The sequence below is a fragment of the Saccharothrix isguenensis genome, from assembly GCF_052936305.1.
Genome location: NZ_CP193626.1, coordinates 3,938,335 through 3,964,375 on the forward strand (window position 1 = coordinate 3,938,335; position 26,041 = coordinate 3,964,375).

At 70.4% G+C, this 26,041-nt stretch carries 23 protein-coding genes; 10 read left to right on the forward strand and 13 right to left on the reverse strand.

All coding sequences use genetic code 11. The features are described 5' to 3' along the window. Window positions 1-103: 103 nt before the first annotated feature. The 6 genes from ACRAKI_RS17905 to ACRAKI_RS17930 form a co-directional block, all read right to left on the reverse strand. Complete coding sequence (locus ACRAKI_RS17905; RefSeq protein WP_447008240.1) at window positions 104-523, reverse strand: hypothetical protein; 420 nt, start codon at window positions 521-523, stop codon at window positions 104-106. Continuing rightward, entirely contained in the window at window positions 520-1,044 is a 525-nt protein-coding gene (locus ACRAKI_RS17910; RefSeq protein ID WP_447008241.1) for a PadR family transcriptional regulator, read from the reverse strand. The genes ACRAKI_RS17905 and ACRAKI_RS17910 overlap by 4 nt, the downstream gene beginning before the upstream one ends. 444 nt (window positions 1,045-1,488) lie before the next feature. Then, complete coding sequence (locus tag ACRAKI_RS17915; protein ID WP_447008242.1) at window positions 1,489-2,382, reverse strand: EamA family transporter; 894 nt, start codon at window positions 2,380-2,382, stop codon at window positions 1,489-1,491. Beyond that, window positions 2,379-3,569, reverse strand: coding sequence for an ATP-grasp domain-containing protein (locus ACRAKI_RS17920; protein ID WP_447008243.1), 1,191 nt, complete (start codon window positions 3,567-3,569; stop codon window positions 2,379-2,381). The genes ACRAKI_RS17915 and ACRAKI_RS17920 overlap by 4 nt, the downstream gene beginning before the upstream one ends. Before the next feature lie 31 nt (window positions 3,570-3,600). Then, the gene (locus tag ACRAKI_RS17925) at window positions 3,601-4,863 is read right to left on the reverse strand and encodes an ATP-grasp domain-containing protein (RefSeq protein WP_447008244.1); all 1,263 of its coding nucleotides are present in this window, start codon (window positions 4,861-4,863) and stop codon (window positions 3,601-3,603) included. A gap of 63 nt (window positions 4,864-4,926) precedes the next feature. Beyond that, window positions 4,927-5,601 carry a hypothetical protein gene (locus tag ACRAKI_RS17930; protein ID WP_447008245.1) on the reverse strand — a complete coding sequence of 225 codons (675 nt, stop codon included), beginning with the start codon at window positions 5,599-5,601 and terminating at the stop codon, window positions 4,927-4,929. A gap of 907 nt (window positions 5,602-6,508) precedes the next feature. Here ACRAKI_RS17930 and ACRAKI_RS17935 point away from each other — a divergent pair. Beyond that, on the forward strand, window positions 6,509-7,012 hold the full coding sequence (locus tag ACRAKI_RS17935; RefSeq protein WP_447008246.1) for a S1 family peptidase: 504 nt from the start codon (window positions 6,509-6,511) through the stop codon (window positions 7,010-7,012). Window positions 7,013-7,205: 193 nt separating this feature from the next. Here the strand turns inward: ACRAKI_RS17935 and ACRAKI_RS17940 are convergent, their stop codons facing one another. After that, a complete protein-coding gene (locus ACRAKI_RS17940; protein ID WP_447008247.1) occupies window positions 7,206-8,063 on the reverse strand; it encodes a formate/nitrite transporter family protein in 858 nt (285 codons plus the stop codon). Window positions 8,064-8,254: 191 nt separating this feature from the next. Between ACRAKI_RS17940 and cynS the strand changes: the two genes are divergently transcribed. Next, complete coding sequence (gene cynS / locus ACRAKI_RS17945; protein ID WP_447008248.1) at window positions 8,255-8,704, forward strand: cyanase; 450 nt, start codon at window positions 8,255-8,257, stop codon at window positions 8,702-8,704. 432 nt (window positions 8,705-9,136) lie between these two features. On the opposite strand, the gene ACRAKI_RS17950 is transcribed toward cynS, so the two are convergent. Further along, on the reverse strand, window positions 9,137-9,508 hold the full coding sequence (locus tag ACRAKI_RS17950; RefSeq protein ID WP_447008249.1) for a hypothetical protein: 372 nt from the start codon (window positions 9,506-9,508) through the stop codon (window positions 9,137-9,139). An 87-nt stretch (window positions 9,509-9,595) separates the two neighbouring features. Next, window positions 9,596-10,219, reverse strand: coding sequence for a hypothetical protein (locus ACRAKI_RS17955; protein WP_447008250.1), 624 nt, complete (start codon window positions 10,217-10,219; stop codon window positions 9,596-9,598). A gap of 380 nt (window positions 10,220-10,599) precedes the next feature. On the opposite strand from ACRAKI_RS17955, the gene ACRAKI_RS17960 reads away from it, so the two are divergent. Further along, a complete protein-coding gene (locus ACRAKI_RS17960; protein ID WP_447008251.1) occupies window positions 10,600-11,679 on the forward strand; it encodes a cellulose-binding domain-containing protein in 1,080 nt (359 codons plus the stop codon). A gap of 66 nt (window positions 11,680-11,745) precedes the next feature. Here ACRAKI_RS17960 and ACRAKI_RS17965 read toward each other — a convergent pair whose 3' ends face one another. Next, window positions 11,746-13,617 (reverse strand): S8 family peptidase, encoded by a 1,872-nt coding sequence (locus ACRAKI_RS17965; protein WP_447008252.1) that lies wholly within the window; start codon window positions 13,615-13,617, stop codon window positions 11,746-11,748. A gap of 340 nt (window positions 13,618-13,957) precedes the next feature. Beyond that, a complete protein-coding gene (locus ACRAKI_RS17970; protein WP_447008253.1) occupies window positions 13,958-16,219 on the reverse strand; it encodes an ATP-binding cassette domain-containing protein in 2,262 nt (753 codons plus the stop codon). A 77-nt stretch (window positions 16,220-16,296) separates the two neighbouring features. On the opposite strand from ACRAKI_RS17970, the gene ACRAKI_RS17975 reads away from it, so the two are divergent. The 3 genes from ACRAKI_RS17975 to ACRAKI_RS17985 all read left to right on the forward strand — a co-directional run bounded on the left by ACRAKI_RS17975 (window position 16,297) and on the right by ACRAKI_RS17985 (window position 18,487). Then, a complete protein-coding gene (locus ACRAKI_RS17975) occupies window positions 16,297-17,085 on the forward strand; it encodes a TetR/AcrR family transcriptional regulator (protein ID WP_447008254.1) in 789 nt (262 codons plus the stop codon). 150 nt (window positions 17,086-17,235) lie between these two features. Then, window positions 17,236-18,057: a putative protein N(5)-glutamine methyltransferase gene (locus ACRAKI_RS17980; protein ID WP_447008255.1), complete on the forward strand. Its 822-nt coding sequence runs from the start codon at window positions 17,236-17,238 to the stop codon at window positions 18,055-18,057. After that, window positions 18,044-18,487 (forward strand): GNAT family N-acetyltransferase, encoded by a 444-nt coding sequence (locus tag ACRAKI_RS17985; protein WP_447008256.1) that lies wholly within the window; start codon window positions 18,044-18,046, stop codon window positions 18,485-18,487. Before ACRAKI_RS17980 ends, ACRAKI_RS17985 begins: the two co-directional genes overlap by 14 nt. A 7-nt stretch (window positions 18,488-18,494) precedes the next feature. Here ACRAKI_RS17985 and ACRAKI_RS17990 read toward each other — a convergent pair whose 3' ends face one another. Together ACRAKI_RS17990 and ACRAKI_RS17995 are read right to left on the reverse strand one after the other, a co-directional pair. After that, window positions 18,495-19,418 carry a GNAT family N-acetyltransferase gene (locus tag ACRAKI_RS17990; RefSeq protein ID WP_447008257.1) on the reverse strand — a complete coding sequence of 308 codons (924 nt, stop codon included), beginning with the start codon at window positions 19,416-19,418 and terminating at the stop codon, window positions 18,495-18,497. Continuing rightward, window positions 19,415-20,572 carry a winged helix DNA-binding domain-containing protein gene (locus ACRAKI_RS17995; RefSeq protein ID WP_447008258.1) on the reverse strand — a complete coding sequence of 386 codons (1,158 nt, stop codon included), beginning with the start codon at window positions 20,570-20,572 and terminating at the stop codon, window positions 19,415-19,417. Before ACRAKI_RS17995 ends, ACRAKI_RS17990 begins: the two co-directional genes overlap by 4 nt. 76 nt (window positions 20,573-20,648) lie before the next feature. Here ACRAKI_RS17995 and ACRAKI_RS18000 point away from each other — a divergent pair, with 76 nt between their 5' ends. The 4 genes from ACRAKI_RS18000 (at window position 20,649) to ACRAKI_RS18015 (ending at window position 25,959) form a co-directional block, all read left to right on the forward strand. Then, the gene (locus ACRAKI_RS18000; RefSeq protein ID WP_447008259.1) at window positions 20,649-21,230 is read left to right on the forward strand and encodes a PadR family transcriptional regulator; all 582 of its coding nucleotides are present in this window, start codon (window positions 20,649-20,651) and stop codon (window positions 21,228-21,230) included. A 24-nt stretch (window positions 21,231-21,254) separates the two neighbouring features. Beyond that, on the forward strand, window positions 21,255-23,954 hold the full coding sequence (locus ACRAKI_RS18005; protein ID WP_447008260.1) for a DEAD/DEAH box helicase: 2,700 nt from the start codon (window positions 21,255-21,257) through the stop codon (window positions 23,952-23,954). After that, window positions 23,951-25,066: an SWIM zinc finger family protein gene (locus ACRAKI_RS18010; protein WP_447008261.1), complete on the forward strand. Its 1,116-nt coding sequence runs from the start codon at window positions 23,951-23,953 to the stop codon at window positions 25,064-25,066. The genes ACRAKI_RS18005 and ACRAKI_RS18010 overlap by 4 nt, the downstream gene beginning before the upstream one ends. A 539-nt stretch (window positions 25,067-25,605) precedes the next feature. After that, a complete protein-coding gene (locus ACRAKI_RS18015; protein WP_447008262.1) occupies window positions 25,606-25,959 on the forward strand; it encodes a peptidase inhibitor family I36 protein in 354 nt (117 codons plus the stop codon). Window positions 25,960-26,041: the final 82 nt, after the last annotated feature.

The following is a 26,041-nucleotide window of genomic DNA, read 5'->3' on the forward strand; positions in this document are numbered from 1 at the left end:
GTGTCGGCGTCGACAGTGGTCGATCGCATCGTCCGGAACCGGCTGGCGGACAGCGAGGCAGCCGTGTCCGATGCCCACTCGGTGCTGGAAAGCGCGCTGACCGTCAGTGGGCGGCTCGGCGTTGCCCACGTGCGACGGTCAGGCACAGTGCGCCCAGTACCGCGATGATCGGCGCCCAGCCGAAACGTTCCCACGGGCTCGACGAGGCCAGGTTCATCAGCATTCCCGCGGTGAGCAGCCCGACCAATGCCCACGTGCCCACCTTGGCGATTCGCTCCGGGATCCACCGCACGCGGTAGCCACCTCGACGCAGCACCACCGCTGCGGCCACCAGCCAGAACGCGGTGGCGACCCCGCTGGCGATCCGCAGGGTGTCGGGCAGTTCGGCCGACGCGCCACCGAACGCTGCCCGGCCCAACGGGACTCCGGCAGCCAACAGCGCCTGGAACGCCGACACCAGCACGAACCCTGTTCCGGCAACGGCGGCGGCATGTCTCAGCCGGTGAGTGGAAGTTGTCGTCATGAGGTTCTCCCTGGTCGTGTTCCGGCGGTGTCGTCGAGTTCGGCGAGGGTGGACAGTGCTTCGTCGGCCCATGCCTGCGCGGCACGGGCGGAGTGTTCTCCTGCGGAGACGGTGAGCAACCAGTAGTCGCGGTCCTCGCTGTCCTGGCCCTCGATCTCCGCGCGGATCCGCGCGTACCGCTCCAGCGCGTCCTGTGCTTCGGTCAACGTCGACTGGACCAGCGTTCGGCAAGCGGCAGGGCCGAGATGACGGCCGAAGTACAGTCGTAGCAACAGTCCGTTGCGTGGCGGTGTGGCCTGCACCGGCTGCGCCAGCAACTCCTCCAGGTGGCGGATTCCCGCCGGTGTGGTCGCGAACGTCGACGCACGGGCCCGGGCCGCGTCCTGTCGGCGCACGAACCCCTGTTGTTCGAGGTTGGCCAAGGTGGGATAGATCTGGCCGTAGCTCTCGCTCCAGAAATGTCCCAACACGTCCCGGATCGCTTCCCTCAGCGCGTATCCCGTCATCGGCTGGATGCTCAACCCGCCCAACACGGCGATCTCGGTCTGACTTGCTCTCGCCATCGCACTCCTCTCTGTCAGATATATCTATCAGATACATGACTTGATCGGCAAGATGCTCGCTTCGATGGGCAACCCACCGCTCCAGGTGATCGACGTGACGCCCAGCCCCGGCCGCGAGGTCTCCGAGAGCCGGAGGGTTCCACGTTCTCGCAGGCCAGGTCATGGTCCAAGCCGCCTTGGCCGTCTCTTCAGGCTGGGCTGAATGCGACTTGTGGTGTGCTGTTCGACGCTATCGCTGTGCTTGGTGCCGTTCGAGGCGCTTCTGAAGGTGGCTGAGGGGTCATAGGCCCCCAGGCGCTCACCCCGGGCGTCATCGCTGCCGGTATCACCATGACCCGCAGGCTCGCCGCTCCTCCTGCCCGGGACCGATCGTGCCCGGCCGGGATTCCGGCACCCCTCGGGTCAGGTCTTGGCGTTGGGTTCGAGCAGTTCGGACTCCGGGGCGAGGGCCTCGGAGCGGCTGCCGCGGCGGGTGGCGGCGATGCCCGCGGTGATCACCAGGGCGATGCCGAGCAGCTGGGTGAACTGCGGGGCCTGCGACAGCAGCACGAATCCGATGACCGTGGCGATGGCCGGTTCGATGCTCATCAGCGTGGCGAAAGAGGATGCGGTCAGCCGGCGCAGCGCCACCATCTCCAGGGCGTACGGTATGACCGGCAGCAGCAGGGCAACCAGCGCGGCACCCGCGATGACGCCGGGGGTGAGCGCGGGCAGCGCCTGAGGGGCGCCGGCGAATCCGGAGCACACCGCCGCCGCGGTCACCGCGAAGGCGAGGCCGTCCATGCCGCTGAACCGGTCGCCGACTTTCTGGATGAGCACCACGTAGAGGCCGAGGCAGGCGCCCGCGCCCAGACCGAACGCGATGCCGACGAGGTCGGCCGAGGCCGACCACGGGTTGGTCAGGACCAGCACCCCCGCGGCGGCGAGCACCGGCCACAGCACGTCGACCCACTTGCGCAGGCCGATGAAGGCCACCACCAACGGCCCCAGGTACTCCAAGGCGCTGGCGGTGCCCAGCGGGATCCGGTCGATGGCCTGGAAGTAGCAGATCGTCATACCCGCGCTGACGAGGCCGAGGCCCAGTGCGACGCCGTAGTCGCCCGCGGTGCGCCCCCGCAACCGCGGGCGGGCCCAGACGAGCAGGAACAGCGCGCCGAAGCACAGCCGCAGCCAGGCGGTCCCCATGGGACCGGCGGTGTCGAACAGCCAGGTGGACACCGCGGCGCCGGACTGCACGCAAACCATGGCCGCGACGGCGATGGCACCTGCCCCGTTGACGCCGAGTTTGGTGCTCATACCGGCCTTTCGAGCGTGTAGTGAAAACGCGCGAGGGTAGCAGTGATCGACTCGGTGACGGCCTGGGACGTGGGGCCGCGGAAGCGGAACCGGGCCAGGATGGTTTCGTAGCCGCCCTTCCCGTCGAACACGTGCCCCGGTTCGGGCAGGTCCTCGGCGTAGAGGCCGCGAACGCCGCCGACCATGGACTCGCGCGACACCAGCCTGCTGCCGACCGGCTCGGGCAACATGAGGAATCCGGCGATCTCGGTGGGTTCCGACGCGGGCAGGGTGCGCGGCGGTTCGCCCAACTCGACCCGGATCCAGTCGCCGATGAGGTCGACGCCGTAGACGTCGCGGGAGACGAACGGGATCTCGCCACCGCCGACGCGGGCGCCGACCTCGAGGAAGGCCGGCCCATCGGGCTGCTCGATGACCTCGAGGTGGAACGCGCCGTCGTCGAGGCCGAGCACCGACAAGCAGCCGAAGGCGAAGTCCGCGACCCGCGCCGCCTGCTCGCCGGTCTGCACGACGGAGCCGAGCGGACGGCCGAGGGAGAAGCCGTGGCAGGTGCCGATGTAGCGGGAAGTGGTGTGGAAGACGGGTTTCCCGCGCTGCACCAGGCCGTCGACGTGCCAGATCGGGCCTTCGAGGAACTCCTCGGCCTCGTAGTCGGTGAGGTCGACGCCGGCCAGCGCGGCGGCGTGGTCATCGCCGGTGTCGAACACGAACACGCCCTCGGAGGCGGCTGCGGCGCGGGGTTTGACCACGAGCTTCCCGGGGTGCTCGGCCCAGAACGCGTCGATCTCGGCGAGGGTGCGCACGGCGCGGTAGGCCGGGGCGCGAACGCCCGCCGCGTGCATCGCCTGCTTCATCCTGGTCTTGTCGCGGAACAGCAGGGTCGCGTCGAGGCCGCGGCCGGGGGCGCCCAGCGCCTCGCGGACCCGCGCCCCGGTGAGCAGGTCGAACTCCGAGAGGGCCATGACCACGTCGAACGGTCCGACCTCGGCGGCGCAGCGGCGGGCCGCGGCGATGATCGCCTCGACGTCGTCCGGGTCGTCGACGGTCTCGACGTGGGCGGTGCCCGGCGGGACCATCCGGGCGTGCACCGGGGTGGTCACGTAGGCGGTGGGAGCGCTGTGGTCGATGTAGGCGCCGTAGTCGGCGAAGTCGTCGTTCCACCGGTTGACGATCAGAATGCGGCGCATCGGTGTGCCTCCTCGCTGCGCTGGTGGTCCCTCACGGGGTGATGGCCGTGGCGACCAGCGCGTCGGCCTCGGCGATCGCGTCGGCCAGAGCGCCGCGGTCGGGGGCACCGACGACGAGGTGGCCGAATCGTTGCCGGAAATCGGTGGCCGGGGCCAGCGGCTCGTCGGGCAGCGCGCCGACGGTCAGCTCGACGCAGCCGGGAATGGTGGCCAGCTCCCGGCGAAGACTCGCCGGGTCGGCGATCCGACCGGAGCGGGAGGTGGTGAAGAACCGGACGGCGGCCACGGCGGCGGTGGGCGTCGACGGCGGGGGCAGCGTGAGGTCGGCCAGGCAGCACAGCACCACGGTGGGCAGCGCGCGCCCGGTGACGGCGGTGACGAGCCGGTGGATGCGGTCGCCGCCGAGCCTGGCGGCGATCTCGAGCACCACCGGGCCGCTGCGGGCGAACCGGACTTCGAGGTGGAACACGCCCCTGGTCAGCCGCAGCGCGCGCACCGCGTCGGCGGCGAGGCGTTCCACGGTGGCCTGGTCGCGGTCGGACAGGTCGGCCCGGACCACGTGTCCGACCTCGACGAAGTGCGGTTCGGTGCCCAGTTGCTTCTCGGTGACCGCGAGCACGACCGGGCCGGTCGCGTCGACGTAGCCCTCGACGCTGTACTCCGGACCGTCCACATAGGTCTCCACCAGCAGGCGACCGCCGATCGGCTGCCCCATGTCGTCGAACGGCCCGGTGCGCGCGGCGGCGACGTAGCCGCGCAGCGCCGCCGCGTCGTCCACCCGGCGCACCCACAGGCTGCCCGACCCGTCGACCGGTTTGACCACCGCCGGGAAGCCGACTTCGGCGGCGACCCGGTCGAGGTCGGTCTCGGTGGCGGTAGCCGGTGTCAGCGGGAGCCCGAAGGCGACCGGAATGCCGGCGTCGGACAGGATGGCCTTCATCTTCTCCTTGTCCCGCAACGCCTCCGCCGTGGCCGGGTCGAGCCCGGGCAAGCCGAGCTTGGCGGCGGTGACCGCTGCGGCGGGCACGGCGTACTCGAAACCGGGTACCACCGCGAGCAGTTCCCCGCTCACGGCCACGCGCAGCGCGGCGTCCACGACGGCCTCGACCGAGCGGGTCTCCAGCCGGGTGTGCGTCGCCTCGCCCGCGGTGATCGCGCCGCGGACCCGCGCCGACAGCTCGTGGGTGGGCCTGCGGTCGAACACGTGAGCGTGCAGCCCGAGCCCGGCCGCCGCGGTGACCACGTCCACCCCGGACGATTCAGGCTCGAGCACCAGCACCGACCGATCACTCACCTTGACCTCCTGGTCGACAGACGGCAGGCGGGTCGCCGAGGCGGCCCGCCTGCCGGGTGGACGTCAGGACTTCGCGCCGACGGTCTCGTTGTAGAGCTGGGTGAAGTAGAGGCCGATCAGGTCGACGTAGTTGGTCAGCAGCCGGGTGGCGGCGTCGAAGTCGCCCCAGCCCTTGACCGCGCGCTCGACGGTGGACCACATGAGGTCGTCGTGGTCGTGGGACTCGTCGTAGGCGATGTGCGCCGAGGAACCCTTGACCTTGTCCTCGCCGAAGGTCTCGGCGGCGAACTTGGTGATCACCGGGTTGTACTGGTCGGAGTACCACTCCACGAACCAGTTCCACACCGTTGTGGGCAGCGGACCCTCGTTGTTGATCGAGTGGTACATGTAGCCGATCAGGTACTCGGTCGAGGAGAACGGCCGGATCCCGTCGACGTCCTCCTTGTCCAGCCCGAACTTGGCGATGTCGCGCAGGAACATGCCCTCGTGGTTGTTCTCCTCGGCCAGGTACTGCGCCAGGGTCGAGGCGAGCCGGTGGTCCTGGTAACCCACCTTGTAGAGGCCGTACGCGTCCACCTCGTTGTTGAGCCGGATCCGCAGCACCGTCTCGATCAGGTGGCGCCGGTAGTAGTCCTCGTCGATCCAGGTCCCGGCATGGAATTCCCGTGCCTTGGGGACCTTCTCGAAGAGTTGCTCGAGTAACTTGCCCGCGAGTTCTTCCATGTCCGCACGCAACATTGCGTAAACCCCATCTCTGGCAAACGTGAATGGTGGAGCGGTACCCAAGCAATAGGCGTCGTCGACTCTGCGACACCTGATTAAATTCGCTGAACTATGACGTCTGCGCAGGTCAGCCGCCCATGCGTCTTCATGCGCGCCGCTGCGGAGCCCTCCCCAGGCGCAGCACGATGATCGGCTCTGCTTGCCCCACTTACCGGCCCGACGCTACTCCAGCGCCTCCGTCGGCCGCCACCGCCGGAGGTCCGGTATCACCGGATGGAGCAGCAATTCAGAACTTACTGATGCCGTTACCGTGAGGTTGGGGCGAGAATCGGCAGTGGAATGCGGCGAATGGCTGAGACCGCGCAGGAGACCGCGGTCGGCGAAGGACCGGCCGTGGACCAACTGCTGCTCCGACTGGTCGCGGGTGGCTCCTCGATGCGAGGGCGGTGGGTCGCCCGGTGCCGGCACGTACCCGTGATCCCGCAGCTTGTCGGACACCGTCCGCGGCCGGGTCCGTCGTCGGGCAGAGGGGAGGCGGTGCAGCCGGGTTCACCGTCAACCGGTGTCCCACCAACGGTCGATATCCAGGGGCTCGCCGGGACGCTTACGTTCGTGTCCCGGGGGAGGAGAAGGCCATGACCTTGCCTGCTGTCGTGCGTCGGGTGGGAACGGCCGTGCTGACGGCCGGCCTCGTGTTCGCCTCGGCTGGGCCGGTGTCCGGGGAGCCGGACGAGGTCGGGCCGGCTGTGGCCAAGGAACGGCTGGACCCGGGGGCGCGACGCGGCCTCAGGCGGTCACCGTCGAGCACGTCGACGAGGCGCCTCGTCCGGTGTGGGATCTCGTTGCCGCACAGTCGATCCACGAAGGCGGTGCGCGGTGCACGTTGGGGTTCAACGCCCGTTCGGGAGCCGCTCGCTCCATCGTGGCCGCTGGGCACTGCGCCAGAGCGGGCAGTAACTGGCACGGTGTCGGCGGCTACATCGGCACGGGCGTCGGCTCGTCGTTCCCGGCCAACGATCACGGGCTCATCCGGGTGGCGTCGGACGCCGCGGTGTCCACACCGCTGGTCGATCGTCACGGTAGTGGTGGTGACGTCACCATCACCGGTGCCACGAACCCGTTCGTCGGGATGTCCGTGTGCTACTCCAGCCCGGTCCCGGGGTGGCAGTGCGGCAGCATCACCGGGGTCGACCAGACGGTGTGCTACCCGCAAGGCTGCGTCAACCAGCTCGCCCGCGCGTCCATGTGCGCGGAGTCAGGCGCCTCCGGGCCGCCGGTGGTCACCAATCCCGGCGCGGGCAGCACGGTTCGGGCGGTGGGGCTGGTCTCGGGCGGGTCCGGGAACCGCGCTTCCGGCGGGACAGCCTGGATCCAGCCGGTTTCCGAGCCGCTTCCGGTGTACGGGCTCACTCTGCACACCGGTTGACCCGAGTCCCGAAGCGTGTGTCGTTCGAGAAGCCATCGCTGCGGGTTAAGCCACACTCCAGGCGGGTGTCGAGCCACACGGGCAGCGCGCCCCCGTCAGGCACCCGCTCGGTGAAGGGGTTCCACCCGGCATGCGCGATCGCCGCACTGAGTAAGAGCAGGATCGCTACCGGGTGCACCCCCTCATGACGTCATCACCCAAGCGTCGTCGTCTTGAGCGGCACCTCCACGTCCGGGGACACCCCGTTCCTGCGGGAGGGGCCGGTCCGCGCGTGGGTCGCGTACATCGTCAGCCCCACGAACGAGAGGCCGCCGACCAGGTTCCCGATCACGGTGGGGATCTCGTTCCAGATGAGGTAGTCGCCGAGCGAGAAGTCGCCGCCGAGCAGGAGACCGGACGGGAACAGGAACATGTTGACGATCGAGTGCTCGAAACCCATGTAGAAGAACACGAGGATCGGCATCCACATCGCGATCACCTTGCCGGACACGGAGGTGGAGATCATCGCGGCGACGACGCCGGTGGAGACCATCCAGTTGCACAGCACAGCGCGGATGAACAGGGTCAGCATCCCGGCCGCGCCGTGCTCCGCGTAGCCGAGGGTCCTGCTCTCCCCGATCTCACCGAGCCGCTGCCCGACCTCGTTCGGTTCCACCGAGAACCCGAAGGTGACGATCACCCCGATCATGAGCGCGACGACGAGCGCGCCCGCGAAGTTGCCGACGAACACCAGCGACCAGTTGCGCAGGACCGTGCGCATCCGGACACCTGGCCGCTTGTCGATCAACGCGAGCGGAACCAGTGTGAAGACGCCGGTGAGGAGGTCGAAGCCCAGCAGGTACAGGAGGCAGAACCCGACCGGGAAGAGCAGAGCCCCGACGAGCGCGTTGCCGGTCTGCACGGTGACCGTGACCGCGAACGCGGCGGCGAGCGCGAGGATCGCACCGGCCATGAACGCCCGGATGATGGTGTCACGCGTGGACATGAACGCCTTGGCCTCACCGGCGTCGATCATCTTTCGGACGAGGTCCGCCGGGTTGACGTAGGTCATGGAAACGCCGCTCCTTCGGTTGGGGTGGTGATGGAGTCTGAGCACGGGAGGTGTCCTCCCTGTGACCGCCGTGCGAGCACCAGATCACGTCAGCCTCACTCCTGAGGTCGGTGATTTTGGCGTGATCGTTTACATCACCGCAACGAACCTGCGGAAGTCTGGGGGCACGCCGCGACCGAGGAGCGATCGTCATGACCCCGATCATGAGCAAGTCCGACGCCGCCGACCTGGTGGTCGCAGCCCGGGTGCGCAAGGGCCTGACCTGGGCGCAGATCGCCGACGAGCTCGGCGCCCCGGTCGTGTGGGTCACCGCCGCCCTGCTCGGACAGCACCCGATGACACCGGAACAGACGAAGACGGTCTGCGGTCTCCTCGACCTGGACGACGCGGTAGCGGAGAGCCTACGGGGCCGGCCCACTCGCGGTACGGACCCGGCCATCATGAACGACCCGACGATCTACCGCTTCGTCGAGGCGCTGTCGGTCTACGGACCCGCGCTGAAGGAGCTGATCCACGAGGAGTTCGGCGACGGCATCATGAGCGCGATCAACTTCAAGGTCGACATCGCGCGCCGCCCGGACCCCGACGGCGACCGGGTGGTGGTCACCTTCGACGGCAAGTTCCTCGACTACCGGTGGTGACTGGGAACCACCGTCGGCAACAGGCTGATCAGTTGTAGAACGGTTCGTACTCGCGCAGGCGTGGAGCAGCGATCAAGAGCGCACCGCCGAGCGGCACTGGGTTTCGAGGACCGCATTCAAGGACGGCCGTGTCGACCGCGACGGCGCGTGCAACAACGGCTTCGCCGCCGCCCACTCCGCTTCGGCAGGCCGAATCGCCACGCCGCCGTCGATTCGGCCTGCCGAAGCGGACTTCGACATGAGCCGTAGAGCCGAGGCCGCGGTGCGACAGCGCGCCGTGGACCACCAGCGTCGCCGAGGGTCCGGATCCTCGTCCCAGTCCGGGTCGAAGTCGAACACCTGAGGTCCTCGTGAACCCGGTGGCGCGAAGGCGTTGCGGGCGGTCCTCCGCCCTGTGCTGGATCGCGGCGACGCGCTCGTGCCGGCGTTGCGTCAGCGTTGCGGTCTCCGCACCGGCCTTCCGCCGCATGCCACCGCTCGGCCCTGGCCGCGATCCGGTCCCGGTTTCCGGTCGGCGAATCGCGCGCGCATCCGCTCGATGCGCTCCTCCCGAACGATCTCCGTGATCATCGCGCACTGCCTCCCTCGACCCGGTGGACCGGAACCGACCTGTGACCACTGACCGGGCATCTCCCGCATCACGCCGAGGATTTCCTCGAACCCCTCGTCGGTGGCGTCGCAGACGTCCCAGAAGGCCTCGACCTTCGTTTCCACCACCGGCACCAGGTTGCTGTCGCACCAATCGGACGCCGAGTGCCGGACCTCGGCCTTGACGTCATCGCTGATGTTCAGGCACTCCTTCATCAGGGTCCGCCCGCCCGTCCTCCCACGCCCGGCGGGACGGCGAGTTGCTCGCGCGGGTGATCGTGATCCACGACGAGCCGCGCGCACCTACGGCGCACCCGAACCGCTCACCGGCCCCGGCGCAGAGTCCTGGCCACCCATACCCGTGCAGCCCTCCTCGGTTCGGACGAGGCCGTGCCGTGATGTGGTCCATGGGACGCGCGCAGCGGCGGCGGTATCGGTGAACACCAGAACCGACTCATCGAGCCGGTGGAACAAGAGCCCGCCCTCGGACGTCTCCTCCAACTCGCCTGCGACCAGCAGCAGCGGCCGGCCATCGATCCGCAGGCCGACCTCGGCCAGAACGCCCTTGTCGACGAAGGCAGCCACGTACTCGACGTGGCCGGTCGGCAGTTCGGTCAACGCCCTCCAGCGGTAGATCCCGTTCCACTGCCCTTCGTCCTGGAACCTGACCTCGGGGTGCGACCGGGGCCACAACCCGAACACGTCGTGATCTTGGTGGACGCTGACGGTCAGCACGCCGCAGTGGTCCAAGGACGCCTGCAAGCCGAGCAACTGCAGACAGGGGACCTCTGGGTCGTCGAACTGGGGCGCGCCCCCCGCGACGCTCTCCCGCAGCGCCATCTCCACACCAACCCACGACTCCACGCGCCTGCCACGCAGCGATGTGAAGTCACGCGACGTCTCGGCCACCCACGCATCCCTTGCCACACCGGCAGTATGTCCGCGACCGTCGAAGATCGTCGCCGGATGTCCGCGAGATCCACGCGGCCGGCCGGCTGCTGTTCACCAACGGTCTCTGACCGCAGGACAGGCGACCGAGTCGGGGTGGACGGCGGACGTGGCGCCGTGAACGTGCTGGGCCGCTGACCGGGGCGTACGCGCGTTCGTTCCAGCCGTCGTTGCGGCAGGCGGAGTATTCCATAAGGGTGACGGAATCGTTACAGTCAGTGTCTGGGAACGCTCCCAGAAACGACAACGAAGGGGTTGTTGTGCGAAATTTGTTGGCGGCGGTAGCCGCTGTGGTATCGGTAGCGGGGTTGGTGGTGATCGGCGGGACCAGCCCTGCGGGGGCGGCTCCTGTCTGCGCCGTGGACTACAAGCTCAACCAGTGGTCGACCGGCTTCACCGCCAACGTGACCGTGACCAACCAGTCCGCTCCGGTCACCTCGTGGACGCTCACCTGGACGTTCACCGGCGATCAGAAGGTGACCTCAGGCTGGAGCTCGACCGTCACCCAGGACGGCAACCGGGTGAAGGTCGCCAACGCGGCGTGGAACGGTTCGCTGGGCACGGGCGCGAGCGCCCAGTTCGGCTTCCAGGCCACGTACAGCGGCACGAACGCGGCGCCGACCGACTTCGCGTTCAACGGTGTCCCGTGCAGCGGTGACCCGACCACGACCACCACTCCCACCACCACGAGCACGTCGACGTCCACCTCCACCACGACGTCGACGACCACCACCACGACCACGACGACGACTAACCCACCCGGCTGCGGCACGGCGGCGTTGTGCGACGACTTCGAGCAGCAGACCGGGACCACCCCGGCCGGCCGCTGGACCGTCGGCGCGGCCAACTGCACGGGTCAGGGCACGGTGGCCATCGACGACTCGGTCGCGCGCAGCGGCTCGAAGTCGGTGCGGGTGAACGGCGCGGCCGGCTACTGCAACCACATCTTCTTCGGCACCCCGGTGTCCGGGTCCGGCCCGGTGCACGGCCGGTTCTACGTCCGCCACACGACGGCCCTGCCGATGGCGCACGTGACGTTCATGGCCATGAAGGACTCCGCGGACGGCGGCAAGGACCTCCGCATGGGCGGCCAGAACTCGGCGCTGCAGTGGAACCGCGAGTCCGACGACGCCACCCTGCCGGAGCAGAGCCCGGTGGGCGTGTCGAAGAGCAAGCCGCTGCCCACCGGGCAGTGGAACTGCGTGCAGTTCACCGTCGACCCGGCCGGGAAGATCGCGACCTCGCTGAACGGCGCGCCGGTCGAGGGCTTGCAGGCGGACGGCGTGGCTACGCCCGACGTCGACCGGCAGTGGATGGCCAAGACCGGCTGGCGGCCCGCCGTCACCGACCTGCGGCTGGGCTGGGAGAGCTACGGCGACGGCGCGAACACCCTCTGGTACGACGACGTGGCCGTCGGCTCGTCGCCGATCGGGTGCTGAGGCGGACCGCTCCGTGAAGGGGGGAGGGCCGGTCGAGACCGGCCCTCCCCGTTCAGCCCGAGTGGATCAGGACGCCGTCACGGAGACGTCGTCCAGCACGAACGAGGTCTGGTAGGACCAGTCCTCCGTGCCGGTGAAGCTGAGCGTGACGCTCTGGCCCGCGTACGCGCCCAGGTTGAAGGTGCGCACGGCGTAGCCGGACGGGTTGAGGTTGGTGTAGGTCGCCAGGGTGGTCGAGCCCGCCTTGACGGTGAAGGTGTCGAACACGGCCGGCTCGTACTCCGCCGTGCTGATCTTCAGCCACAGCGACAGGGTGGTGTTGGTGCAGCCGGCCGGGACGGTGACGGTCTGGGACAGCGTCTCGGTGTAGCTGTAGCCGTAGCCGCCGATCCAGGATGAGCGGGCGCCGGAGCGCGGCGCTCCGGTCCCGGTCCACGAGCTGATCGTCCAGGTCGCGTTCGACCAGCCGGTGGTGCCGCTCTCGAAGCCGCCGTTGACCAGCTTCTCACCGGGAGCGGAGCACGAGCCTCCCGGCGGGTTGACGGTCCAGGTGAACGCGGTGCTCGCGGACTTGCCCGCGGCGTCGGTCGCCGTGGCGGTCACGGTGTAGCTGCCGGCGGTGGTGGGCGTGCCCGAGATCAGGCCCGTGGACGCGGCGATCGCCAGGCCGGGCGGCAGCCCGGTGGCCGACCACGTGTACGGCGGGGTGCCGCCGGAGGCCTTCAGCTGGAGGCTCGTGGCCGTGCCGACGTTGCCGGTCTGGTTGCCCGGCGGGGTGACCGACGGGTTGCCCGGACCGGGGTTGTCACCGGTGTTGACGAACAGCAGCCGGTTCGGCGAACCGGTGCCCGGACTGGTGATCTTGTTCGGGGTGGAGTTGGCCACCATCGCGGTGGCGACCTGCGCGGGCGTCAACGAGGGGGTGGCGCCGAGCAGGACCGCCGCGCCGCCGGCGACGTGCGGAGCCGCCATGGACGTGCCGCTGATGGTGTTGGTGGAGGTGTCGTTGGTCATCCACGCCGAGGTGATGTTCTGACCCGGCGCGAAGATGTCCGTGCACGTGCCCCAGTTGGAGAACGAGGCCCGCGCGTCGGTGTTCGTCGACGCGTTCACGGTGATGGCCTCGGCGACCCGCGCCGGGGTGAAGTTGCAGGCGTTGGCGTTCGAGTTGCCGGACGCGATCGCGTAGGTCACGCCGTCGGCGATCGAGTTGCGGACCGCGGTCTCACCGGTGATGTCGCTGCCCTGGCCCCCGAGGCTCATGTTCGCCACGGCCGGGCCGGAGGTGTGGTGGCCGGTGACCCAGTCGACGCCCGCCGCGACGCCGGCGAACGAGCCGGAGCCCTGGCAGTTGAGCACCTTGACCGCGATCAGCCGGACGCCCTTGGCCACGCCGTGGGCGGTGCCGCCGACGGTGCCGGCGACGTGCGTGCCGTGGCCGTTGCAGTCGGTGTTGTTGGTGTCGACGGTGTTGGTGCCCCAGGTGGCACGGCCGCCGAAGTCGCTGTGCGTGGTCCGGATGCCCGTGTCGATGATGTAGGCGGTGACGCCGGTGCCGTCGTTCGGGTAGGTGTAGGACGAGTCCAGCGGCAGGTTGCGCTGGTCGATCCGGTCCAGCCCCCAGGACGGCGGGTTCGTCTGCGTCCCCGTCGCCTGGACCGTGCCGTTCTGCTGGACGTACGCCACGCCCGGCTCGGCGGCCAGGCGGCGCGCGGCCCGTTCGGACAGCGTGCCCGCGAAGCCCTTCAGCGCGTGGCGGTAGGTGAAGTCGACCTTGGCGTCGTACTTGGCGCTGAGGTCGGAGGTGAGCGCGTCGACGCTCTGGGTGGACACGTCGTTGTAGACGACGATGTAGCTGTCCTTGATGGCAGTCGGGTTGTTGGCGCCGAGGATGTCGCCCTCGGCTGCTGCCGGCGTTGCGCCGGTGGCCAGCGCCATGGCCGTCACCGCCGCGCCGGCTAATGCGATCAGTGCTCGTCTTGATCCGCGAACGTCTCCCATTGCAGGGTTCTCCCTCATGCAGGGTTGCCGGCGGACCCGAATGTGACTCGGTTCCGCCGGGGAGTGGAGGTTCTGCGATCACGTTCGCGCGGACGTGATCGGGAACGTTAGAGGACTGGGTGGGGCCGGACAATCGGCCGGGCGTGGGAACGATTCGCCATGTGGCCGATGGTCCAGTGAATCATCAACGTACTTGATAGCTTCAGTGTCAACTGAGATGAGCCTTCTCCAAGACTGGCGACACCGGAGAAGGCTCATCTCAGAACAGCCAGGACGGTCAGCCGCCGACGTAGGCCCGAAGGTGGTGGGCGGTGAGCGTGGAGGCGTTCTCGACCAGGTCGGCGGGCGTGCCGGTGAACACGACCTGGCCGCCGTCGTGCCCCGCACCGGGGCCGAGGTCGATGATCCAGTCGGCGTGGGCCATGACGGCCTGGTGGTGCTCGATCACGATGACCGTGTTGCCGTCGTCCACGAGTCGGTCGAGCAGCGCGAGCAGTTGGTCCACGTCAGCGAGGTGCAGGCCGGTGGTCGGCTCGTCCAGGACGTAGGTGGACGCCTTCTCCGCCATGTGGATGGCGAGCTTGAGCCGCTGCCGCTCGCCGCCGGACAGCGTGGTCAGCGGCTGGCCGAGGGAGAGGTAGCCGAGGCCCACGTCCACGAGCCGGTCGAGGATCGCCTTGGCCTGCTTCTCGGTGAAGAACTCGCGCGCGTCGGTGACCGACATCCCGAGCACTTCGCTGATGTTCTTGCCGCGGAGCCGGTGCGTGAGCACTTCCGGCGTGAACCGCTTGCCTTCGCACTCCTCGCACACGGAGGCGACGCCGGCCATCATCGCGAGGTCGGTGTACACGAGGCCGATGCCCTTGCACTTCGGGCACGCTCCTTCGGAGTTGGCGCTGAAGAGTGCGGCTTTCACGCCGTTGACCTTGGCGAAGGCGGTGCGGATCGGGTCGAGCAGTCCGGTGTAGGTGGCCGGGTTGGAGCGTCGTGAGCCGCGGATGGGCGCCTGGTCGACGGTGACGACGTCCGGGCGGCGGGCCAGCGACCCGTGGATGAGGGAGCTCTTGCCGGAGCCGGCGACGCCGGTGACGACGGTGAGCACGCCGAGCGGGATGTCGACGTCGATGTTCTTGAGGTTGTGCAGCGAGGCGCCGGTGATCGGGAGTCGGCCGGCGGGCTCGCGGACGTGGTCGCGGAGCCGGGCGCGGTGGTCGAGGTGGCGGCCGGTGAGGGTGTCGGAGGCGCGCAGTTCGGCGACGGTGCCGGTGAAGGTGATGTGGCCGCCGTTGGCGCCCGCGCCGGGGCCGAGGTCCACGACGTGGTCGGCGATGCGGATTGTCTCGGGCTTGTGCTCGACCACGAGGACGGTGTTGCCCTTGTCGCGCAGGCGCAGCAGGAGGTCGTTCATCCGCTGGATGTCGTGGGGGTGCAGGCCGATGGTGGGCTCGTCGAAGACGTAGGTGACGTCGGTGAGGGCGGAGCCGAGGTGGCGGACCATCTTGACGCGCTGCGCCTCGCCGCCGGAGAGGGTGGCGGCGGGTCGGTCGAGGCTGAGGTAGCCGAGGCCGATCTCGACCAGGGAGTCGAGGAGCTCCTTGAGGGTGGTGAGCATGGGGCCGACGGAGCGGTCGGTGATCTTGGCGACCCAGTCGGCGAGGTCGCTGATCTGCATGGTGGAGCAGTCGGCGATGTTCACGCCGTCGATCTTCGATCCGAGGGCGGCGGCGTTGAGACGGGAGCCGCGGCAGTCGGGGCATTCGGCGAAGGTGACCGCGCGGTCCACGAAGGCGCGGATGTGCGGCTGCATGTTCTCCCGGTTCTTGCCGAGGTAGAGGCGTTGGACCTTGACCAGGAGGCCTTCGTAGGTGACGTTGGTCTTGCCGACCTTGACCTTGGTGGATTCGAGGTTGAGGAAGGCGTTCCACTCCTCTTCGGTGAAGTCCTGGAGCTTCTTGTCCGGGTCGTGGAAGCCGGATTGCAGGTAGGTCTGGACGTACCAGTTGTCGATAGTGAAGCCCGGGACGGTGATGGCGCCCTCGGCGAGCGATCTGGTGCGGTCGACGAGCTGGTCGACGTCGATGGTGGAGACGCGGCCGAGGCCTTCGCAGTGCGGGCACATGCCCTCGGGGAGGTTGAAGCTGAAGGCGCCGGCGGTGCCGACGTGGGGTGTGCCGAGGCGGCTGAAGAGGATGCGGAGCATGGTGTGGGCGTCGGTGGCGGTGCCGACGGTGGAGCGCGAGTTGGCGCCCATGCGCTCCTGGTCGACGATGATCGCGGCGCTGAGGTTGCGCAGGGCGTCCACGTCGGGGCGGCCGAGGCTGGGCATGAAGGACTGGATGAACGCGGTGTAGGTCTCGTTGATGAGTCGTTGGGACTCGGCGGCGATGGTGCCGAAGACGAGTGAGGACTTGCCGGAGCCGGAGACGCCGGTGAAGACGGTGAGCCGTCGTTTGGGGATGTCGACGGAGATGTCGGCGAGGTTGTTCTCCCTGGCCCCGCGTACCTGGATGACGTCGTGGCTGTCGGCTGGTGCTGACATCGCCTGGCTTCCCCCTGCTTTGTTTATACCGTAAAGTAATCCTTGGCACGATACTTTAGGCTGTAAGGAGTGGGCAAGTGGCCGTCTTCGCCGGGCAGGGTGACGCGGGTCGGTCGATGCGGTTGCTGTGGCGGGAGCCCGACGGGGGAGCGGGGCCCGGGCTGAGCGTGGACGTGATCCTGGACGCGGCGATCGAGGTGGCGGACCGGGACGGCATGGCGTCGTTGTCGATGCGTGCGGTGGGGGAGCGGTTGGGGCGTTCGGCGATGGCGCTGTACACGTACGTGCCGAGCAAGGCCGAGTTGGTCGACCTGATGTACGACAAGGTGTTGGGCGAGTTGCCGGCGGAGTACCCGCTGGACGGCGGGTGGCGGGTGGCGCTGCGGGCGTGGGCGGAGGACGTGCGGGCGTTCTTCCTGGCGCACCCGTGGGTGTTGCAGGTGTCGCAGGCGCGGCCGGTGTTGGGGCCGCACGAGTTCGCGATGTTGGAGACGTTGTTGCGGATCCTGCGTGCGACGGGGTTGGACGCGTCGGTGTTGCGGGGTGTGGTGGGCGCGGTGATGCAGTTCGTGCGCGGCGCGGCGGGGGTGATCGCGGACGCGCGGCGGGCGGCGCGGGAAACGGGGATGACCGACGAGGAGTGGTGGTTCTCGCGGTCGTCGGTGTTCGAGGAGGTGGCGCCGGACTTCGCTTCGAGGTTCCCGCTGTCGGCGTGGATCGGGACGGAGGAGCCGCCGGCGGTGGAGGGTGACGAGTGCGTGCCGTACCTGGAGCGGGACGCGGTGCGGAACTTCGCGGTGGGGCTGGACGTGCTGTTGGACGGGGTCGAGGCTGCGGTGGCGCGGTCGCGCGCGGGTGACGGCTGAGGGCCGTTCCGGGTGGGATACGGTGTGGCGGTTCACGCGGACTGTGGAGGTGAGACCCATTCCTGCTGGTGCATGTCGGGTCGTCTCCGGCCGCGTCGTGGCGGTGTAGGGGCGCCCGCGGTTCTCCACGCGAGAGGCGTTGCGCTGTCCATGCTGGTTCCCGATGTCGATGTGGTCGCGCGATTGCGCGCGGCGGGTTGTGTGTTCGCCGAGGACGAGGCGCGGTTGTTGGCCGCTGCCGCTCGGACGCCCGACGAGTTCGAGGTGTTGACGGCTCGGCGGGTGGCCGGGTTGCCGTTGGAGCACGTGGTGGGGTGGGCGGAGTTCTGCGGCTTGCGGGTCGTGGTGGACCCGGGTGTGTTCGTGCCGCGTCGGCGTACGGAGTTGATGGTGCGGGTGGCGGTGGCCGGGGCGCGGCCGGGCGCGGTGGTGGTGGACCTGTGCTGCGGTTCGGGTGCGGTGGGCGCGGCGGTGGCCGATCGGGTGGCGGGGGTGGAGCTGCACGCCGTGGACATCGATCCGGCGGCCGTGCGCTGTGCCCGTCACAACGTGGGGGCGGGTTCGGTCTACGAGGGTGATCTGTACGCGCCGTTGCCGGGCACGTTGCCGGGCCGGGTGGACGTGGTGGTGGCGAACGCGCCTTACGTGCCGACCGGGGCGATCGGCCTGATGCCGCCGGAGGCGCGCGACCACGAGCCGTTGGTGGCGTTGGACGGTGGTGCGGACGGTCTGGACGTGCAGCGGCGGGTGATCGCGGACGCGGCCCGGTGGTTGGCGCCGGGTGGGCGGTTGCTGGTGGAGACGGGTGCGCGGCAGGCGGCGGGGACGGTGGCGGCGTTCACGCGGGGTGGGTTGCGCGCGGAGGTCGTGTCGGACGAGGACCTGTCGGCGACGGTCGTGGTCGGGTGGCTCGACCCGGTGACCGGCTACGACCGGCGTGGTGCGGGGAGGTCGGCTGGTGGACCGCGATGAGCCGCTGATCGAGCAGGCGGGGGAGATCGGGCTGGACGAGCTCCTCCCGCTGTACGAGGCCGTGGGCTGGTCGGCGTACACGGCGACCCCGGCGGTGCTGCACGCGGCGGTCGCGGGCTCGTCGTACGTGGTGACCGCGCGGCGTGACGGCCGGTTGATCGGTCTGGCTCGCGCGCTGTCCGACGACGCGACCGTCTGCTACCTGCAGGACGTGCTCGTGCACCCCGACGAGCAGGGGAAAGGCGTGGGACGGGCCTTGGTGCGGGCGGTGTCGGAGCGCTACCGCGCGGTGCGGCAGAAGGTCCTGCTGACCGACGACGACCCCGGGCAGCGGGCGTTCTACGAGAGCCTCGGCTACACGGAGATCCACGACTTCGGCCCGCCGGCGCTGCGCGGCTTCGTCCGGTTCGACCGGCCCGGACCCGGCTGACGCCCCGTCACGCGCCGACGACGCCGTCGCTGAGCTCCCGTGCGATGTCGAGGTGCCCGGCGTGCCGTGCGTACTCCTGGAGCAGGTGGAACAGGATCCAGGCGAGGGTGGGGCGCGGCACGTCGGGTTGGCCCCAGTGGGCGGCTCGGTCGGTGAGGGCGGACTCGGCGACGATGTCGCGGGACCGGGCGCACTGCTCGCGGTAGAAGGCGCGGACGTCGTCGGTGGTGTCGTCGCCTTCGACCACCCACTCGGCGTCTTCGACCTCCGGGTCGCCGTGGGGGAGGGCGATCTCCTCGCCGCGGAAGCACCAGCGCAGCCAGCGCAGTTCCACGTGGGCGAGGTGCTTGACCAGGCCGAGGGGTGTCCAGCCGGTGGGCAGGCGGCTGGTGCGCAGTTCCTCCTCGGTCATGCCGTCGATCTTGCGGAGGACGGCTTCGCGGTAGAAGTCGAGGTAGGCGAGGAGCAGTTCGCCGGTGTCGGCGATGTCGGGCGTGGGCTCGACGGGCACGGGCAGGTGGGCCAGGACGCGCGTGCCGTCGACCTCGAGGATGGCGCCGGCCTTCCGGAGGACGGTGATGGCGGCGGTGTTGTCGGTGGTGGTGTCCGCGACGATCGAGTGGACGCCGCGCCGGGGCGCTTCCTCCACGATGCGGCGCAGTGCGGCGAGTCCGACACCGGCTCCTCGTGCGCAGCGGGCGATCCACATGCCGGCCTCGCCCTTCGCGGTGAGGCGGGCCATGCCGACGGTGCGGTCGTCCTCCACGATCTCGAACGCGTCGTCCACCATGCCCCGGTAGAACTCGCGGAACTCGTCGGGGCGGTCCACGGTCCAGCCGGGTGGCATCACGTCGTCCGGGCCGGCGTCCGCGACCGCCAGGCCGAGCAGGCGCTCCACTCCCTCGTCGTCCAACGGCCGCAAGAGGATCATTTCGCCAACTCCTTCTCCAACGGGGTCCGGAAGCGGGGGATGACGCGCACCCCGTCCAGCAGGACCGCCATCCGGTCCGCCTCCCGGGCGATCGCGTCCGCCGCCTCCGTGCCGACGTCCTCCACGAGTTGCCAAACGAGTTCACCGTCCGGGCGTTGCGCCCAACCCCCGACCACCGCGCCGTTCCACCACACGGTCGGCCCGACGTTGCCCGAGTTGTCGAACAGCTGTGACCGGTGGCGGTCGGGGAGGTACCAGCCGCGAGCCTGCCACCCCATCGGTGTGGGATCCAGTCCCGGCAGCAGCGCGGCCCACGGCTCCGGCTCCTCGACGGGGTCCACGTCGTCGGGCAGCGCGTGACCGTCGCCGGTGGACAGTCGCACCCGGACCGCGCCCACGGCGGCGAGGGCCTTGCGGACCGCGCCGAGCGTCCAGCCGGTCCACCACTTGACGTCCGCCTCGGTGTCGGGCCCGTAGGTCGCGAGCCGGCGGCGGACCAGTTCGGCGCGGGCCTCGTCGGTGTCGATCTCGGGCCACGGTGTCGCGGGCGCCCAGCGGAACTGGCTGCTCAGCCACGTGCCGAGCGGTCGGCTGCGGCGCATCCGGCCCTCGGCGGCGAGGACCCGGATGATGCGGCTGGACACGTTCTGCCGGATCTCGCGGGGCGTGCCGGCTCCGACGACCACCTGTTCCAGCAGTGCGGGCACGTCCCGGGTCAGCTCGACGGCGGTCGCCTCGCCGCGCAGCCGCAGGGCCTCCAGCGTGGCCTTCTCGACCTCGGCCAGCCGGTCGGCGTCCCAGCCGACGCCGTCGGCGAGGTACTGGAGGAGCCTCTGCCGTTCCTTCTCGGCGATCGCGGCGCCGGCGGCGGCCTGCACGACCGGGGCCGTGGCGGCGGTGACGGCGAACATCGTGCGGCGCATGCAGAGCAGCCGCTCCAGCGTGTGCCGTTCGTAGAACGCGGCTTCCACCTCGGCCGCGGAAGGCCGGTCCAGGCGGGCGCACGCGGACAGGACCACGGTGGCCGGGTCGGTGGCGTGCAGGCCCACGAGCGCGTCGGCCACGGCTTCGACGGAGGTTCCCTTGGTGGTCAGCAGGTGCCGGACGCCGAGGCGGGCTCGTCGTTGGGCGTCGTCGATCTCGGCGAGCGTCACCGCTCCATACTCGGCGATCTACCCTGGTCCGGGAAACCGGGGATGCGAAACCGGAATACCGCCGGACGAGGACGAGATGTCTGCTACGCGGCTGTTGGTGCTCGGGGTGGTGCGCGGCTACGGGCGGGCCCACGGCTACCTGATCGGCAACGACCTGATGTCGTGGGGTGCGGGGGACTGGGCCAACGTCAAGTGGGGCTCGATCTACCACGCGCTGAAGCAGTTGACGAAGGACGGCTGCCTCGCGGACCACGCCGTGCCGCCCGCCCGGACGGATTACGACATCACCCCCAAGGGGGAGTCGGAGTACCGGCGGCTCCTCGGTGACGCGCTGCGCCGGCCCGAGACGCGGCCCGACATGCTCGCCGCCGGGCTGGCCCTGCTGCCGTCGTTGGCGCGGGTGGAGGCGGTGGGCCTGCTGACCGAACGGCTGGCGGAGCTGGAGAGCCGTCGTGACGCGGCGCGCGCGCAGGCGGGGGAGTGGCGGGAGCCGGCGCACGTGAAGGAGCTGTTCGGGTTGTGGGAGCACACGGCGTCGGGCGGGGCGGAGTGGACGCGGGGGCTGCTGGAACGGCTGGAAGCCGGTGCGTACCGGATGGCGGGGGAGCCTGGATCGCCCGGGGAGGCCGGCAGCTGGGCTATACTCAAACTTGAGTAGCGAGGGGGAGCGCTGAACACAGGGTTGGAGCGGTACGCGGCCGTCTTCGAGGCCGCCGACCCGCCACGCACGTCCACGATCGCCTTCTACACCGACCCGCACGCGTCCGGACCTGCCGGTGGACAGGACGCCCTGCCTGCTGACAACGGCTCGGACCGGCTCACCATCGCCGCCCCGGACGGCTCCCGCCGCGACGTCCCCGCCCTGCGCCTGCCCGTCGCCGACGCCATCCCGTTGCTCAGCCGCGCCCGCCGAGCCCCGCACGCCCACCCCGCCGCCGCGTTCTGGGGCGCCGCCGTGGTCGTCGCGCTGCACCTCGTCTCCCGCGGCCGCGTGCGGCCCGCGGTCACCGACGGGGACTTCGACGCCTGGCTGCTCGGCCCGCTCGACGCCGCCGACCACGCCCGCGTCCGCGACCTCGCCGAAGCCATGCCCCCGCACGCCCGCGCCGTCCCGCTGGCGGGTCGCGACCCGCTCGAACTGCCCGACGCCGAACCCCTGCTCCGCGCGTTCCTGGACGCCGTGGCCGACACCATGCCGCGTGGCGCGGCGGCGGTGCACGCGGCGGGCGCACCGGCGTTCGCCGCCACCGCACCTCAGAAGGTGCCACACCTGCGGGACTGGGCCGACCAGGGCGTCCGGATCTCGCTGCGGGTCGAGGGCTTCGGCCCGTTCCGCGCCGTCGTGCAGGTGCACAGCCTCGCCGACCCGGCCCGCGTGGTGGACGCCGCGGAACTGTGGGCCGCCGCCAACCAGCGGTCCCGCGCCGACGCCACCGTCGCCCTGCGCCGTGCCGCGCGCGCCTGGCCGCCGCTCGAACGGCTGCTCGACCAGCCGGTGCCCGACGAGGTCGCGCTGCTGGACTCCGACGTGGAGAACCTGCTCACCACCGGAGCCGTCCGCCTGGCCGGCGCGGGCGTGGAGGTGCACTGGCCGAAAGACCTCGTGCGGGACCTGTCGGCGAAGGTCGTCATGGGGGAGCGGCCGAGCGACCGGCCGGCGTTCTTCGGTCCCGACCAGGTCACCTCCGTGGACTGGCAGCTCGCCCTGGGCGACGACCCGCTGACCCCCGACGAGCTGAACGTGCTCGCCGAGGCCACCCGGCCCGTCGTCCGGCTGCGCGACCGCTGGACCCTGGTCGACCCCGAACTCGCCCGCCGCGCCCGTGAACGCGCCGTCAAGCCCGTCTCCGCGATCGACGCCCTCGGTGCGGCCCTCACCGGCACGACCGTGATCGACGGCGTCGAGGTGGAGGCCGCCGCCACCGGGTGGCTGGACGAGCTGAAGTCCCGCCTCGCCGACCTCGACGGCGCTCCCGTCGCCCAACCCGCCGCGCTGCGGGCGACCCTGCGGGACTACCAGCTGCACGGTTTGCGCTGGCTGGACCGGATGACGTCGCTCGGCCTGGGCGCGTGCCTGGCCGACGACATGGGCCTGGGCAAGACGATCACCCTCATCGCCCTGCACCTGCACCGCGACGACGGGCCGACGCTCGTCGTGTGCCCCGCGTCCCTGATGGGCAACTGGCAGCGCGAGATCGAACGCTTCGCGCCCGGCGTCCCGGTCCGCCGCTTCCACGGTCCGCGCCGCGACACCGCGCACGAGGGGTTCGTGCTCACCACCTACGGCACGATGCGACTGGACGCCGACCGGCTCGCCGACGTCGACTGGGGCATGGTGGTCGCCGACGAGGCGCAGCACGTGAAGAACCCCGCCTCCGACACGGCGAAGGCGTTGCGCCGCATCCCCGCCCGCGCCCGCGTCGCCCTCACCGGCACGCCGGTCGAGAACGCGCTGTCCGAGCTGTGGGCGATCCTCGACTGGACCACCCCCGGCCTGCTCGGCACGCAGGCGCGGTTCAAGGCCCGCTGGTCCGGCCCCATCGAGGCCGACCAGGACCGGGAGGCCGCGGCGCGGTTCGCCCGCCTGGTCCGGCCGTTCCTGCTGCGCCGCCGCAAGACCGACCCCGGCATCGCGCCGGAACTGCCGCCGAAGACGGAGACCGACCAGCCCGTCTCGCTCACCCGGGAACAGGCCGCCCTGTACGAGGCGGTCGTGCGGGAACTCATGGCGGAGGTCCGGGAAGCGGACGGCATCGCCCGCCGGGGCCGGATCGTCAAGCTCCTCACCGGCCTCAAGCAGGTGTGCAACCACCCCGCCCAGTACCTGAAGGAGCCGTCGCCGAAGCTCGCGGGCCGCTCCGGGAAGCTGGAACTGCTCGACGAGCTGCTCGACACGATCCTCGCCGAGGCCGGCGCGGTGCTCGTGTTCACCCAGTACGTCGCCATGGCCCGGCTCATCGAGGAGCACCTCGCCGGCCGCGGCATCCCCACCCAGCTCCTGCACGGCGGCACGCCCGTGGCCAAGCGGGAGGACATGGTGCGGCGGTTCCAGGACGGCGGGTGCCCGGTGTTCCTGCTGTCCCTCAAAGCCGCCGGCACCGGGCTCAACCTCACCCGCGCCGACCACGTCGTGCACTACGACCGGTGGTGGAACCCGGCCGTGGAGGACCAGGCCACCGACCGCGCCTACCGCATCGGCCAGACCCGGCCCGTGCAGGTGCACCGGCTCATCGCCGAGGGCACCATCGAGGACCGCATCGCCGCGATGCTGCGCGCCAAGCGCGACCTCGCCGACGCCGTGCTGGCCCGCGGCGACGCCGCGTTCACCGAACTCGCCGACGACGAACTGGCCAACCTGGTCGAACTCAGGAGCGGCACGTGAGCGACCGCGTCAAGGGCTTCCCCGCGTTCGGCAAGGGCGTCCGCCGCGCGCGGTCGTGGTGGGGCAAGGCGTGGCTCCAGGCGTTGGAGGACACGTCGCTCGACCAGGCGCCGCTGCGGCAGGGCCGCAAGTACGCGCACGCCGGGCTCGTCGGCACCATCACCGTCAGCCCCGGCCGCATCGCCGCCACCGTGTACGACGTCGAGGACACCTACCGGACGTCCGTGCACCTGGCCCCGCTCAGCGACGGCGAGTGGAAACGGTTCCTGGCCCAGATCGCCGCCAAGGCCGGTCACCTCGCCGCGCTGCTCGACCGGGAGATGCCCCGCGAACTCGCCGACGCCGCGGCCGACGCGGACGTGCCGCTGCTGCCCGGTATCGGCGACCTCGACCCGGAGTGCACGTGCCCCGGCTGGGAACTGCCGTGCAAGCACGCCGCCGCGCTGTGCCACCAGGCGTCGTGGCTGCTCGACGCCGACCCGTGGGTGCTGCTGCTCCTGCGGGGGCGCGACCAGGACGAGGTCGTCGCCGGGGCCCGTCCCGCCACGGGCGTCCTCGCCACCGCCGCCTACGCGCAGCCGGTCCGGGAACTGCCCGACGACCCGCCGCCCGGCGACCTCGGCCCGCTGCCCGAGTTCGAACCCGCACCGGGCCTGGACGTGCAGGTGCTGCGGCTGCTCGTCGCCGACGCCGCCGCCAAAGCCCGCGACGTGCTCGCCACCGGCCGGTGGCCCGCCACCGACGACCGCCGCGACCACATCCGGATGGCCGCCACCCACCCCGCGCTGCGCGACCGCCTCGACGCCGACCCCCGCGCCGTCCGCGCCTGGCAGCAGGGCGGCTCGACCGCCCTGGACGTCCTCGAACAGCCCTGGACACCGTCCACCGCGGACACCGCGCGCGCCCGTGCCGCCTGGGACAGCGGCGAACTCCCCGAACCCGCCGTCCGGCGCAACCGCTGGACCGTCCACGACCGACAGCTGCGCTACGGCCCGGACGGCCGCTGGTACCCGTACCGCGCCACCGGCGGCGCCTGGTGGCCCACCGGCACTCCGCACCGCGACCCGACCGCCGCCTTCACCGACGCGGACGACCACTCGGTCAGCCGATGACGCCGGGTCGGCCTGGTCGGTCCCGGCCGCCGTGTTGGCGTAGCCGTCCTGGTCGGAAGCACACGCGGTTCCGGCTGGTGGTCGACGCCGGCAACTCCAGCGGGTGACCGTTCCCGCGATCCGCGGAGGTCACGGACTCCGCGGATCGCGGTAGCGGTGCGTAGCCGGATGTGCTCCTCCTTCCGTCAAACCTCGCCTCCGGGGGACGCCGCGCTACGTTCGGAAGTCTCCGACCGCTGGTCTCCCGGGATTCGTCTCGGTGAAATCGGTCGTCGTCGGTGAAGGTTCAAGCCACGTCCGGGAACCCAGAACTATTCATCGTCGACCTGCTCTTCACCGTTCGAAAGAGTGACCTCCGATCCGGTACTACGGGCGAGTTGAGAATGCTTTCATTCCGATGGGTGATCGAGGTCGCTCGTAGGTATTCACTCGCTGGTAGTGCCTGGTCTGAAGTCCGTCGCCGCCCTAACATCGTAATCGGGTCGGGGTATGACCCCTACGCTCACAATGACTTTCGGCAAACTCGTGGAGTGATACAGATGAAGGTTTCGAAATGGGCGGCGAGCGCATTCATGATCGCCATGCTGGGGGCTTCGCCCGGCGTCGCCGGGGCGTCCGACACGCCTGACGAACGGGTGCTGTGCCCGGATAACAAGGTGTGTTTCTACGTCCACCCGGACTTCATGCCGCCTTCTACCGCCGAAGACCTGTCCGACGACTGCGAAGCCGTCGATCTCGGTGGCGACACAGCCAGGTCGGTCCGTAACAGGACCGACAACTGGGTGCACCTGTTCGAGGATTTCAACTGCCAGAACTATGTCCGCACCGTGCACCCGAACCAGGCGGCCCGGGACACGGGTGACGTGCGCTCCTGGGTGGCGACGGGCGACTGACGCCGTTCCTGCGATGCCCGGGCCCTTGATCCAGGGCGCCGGCGGCCAGGCGCAGGCGGATACGGTCCGGTGAACCACCACG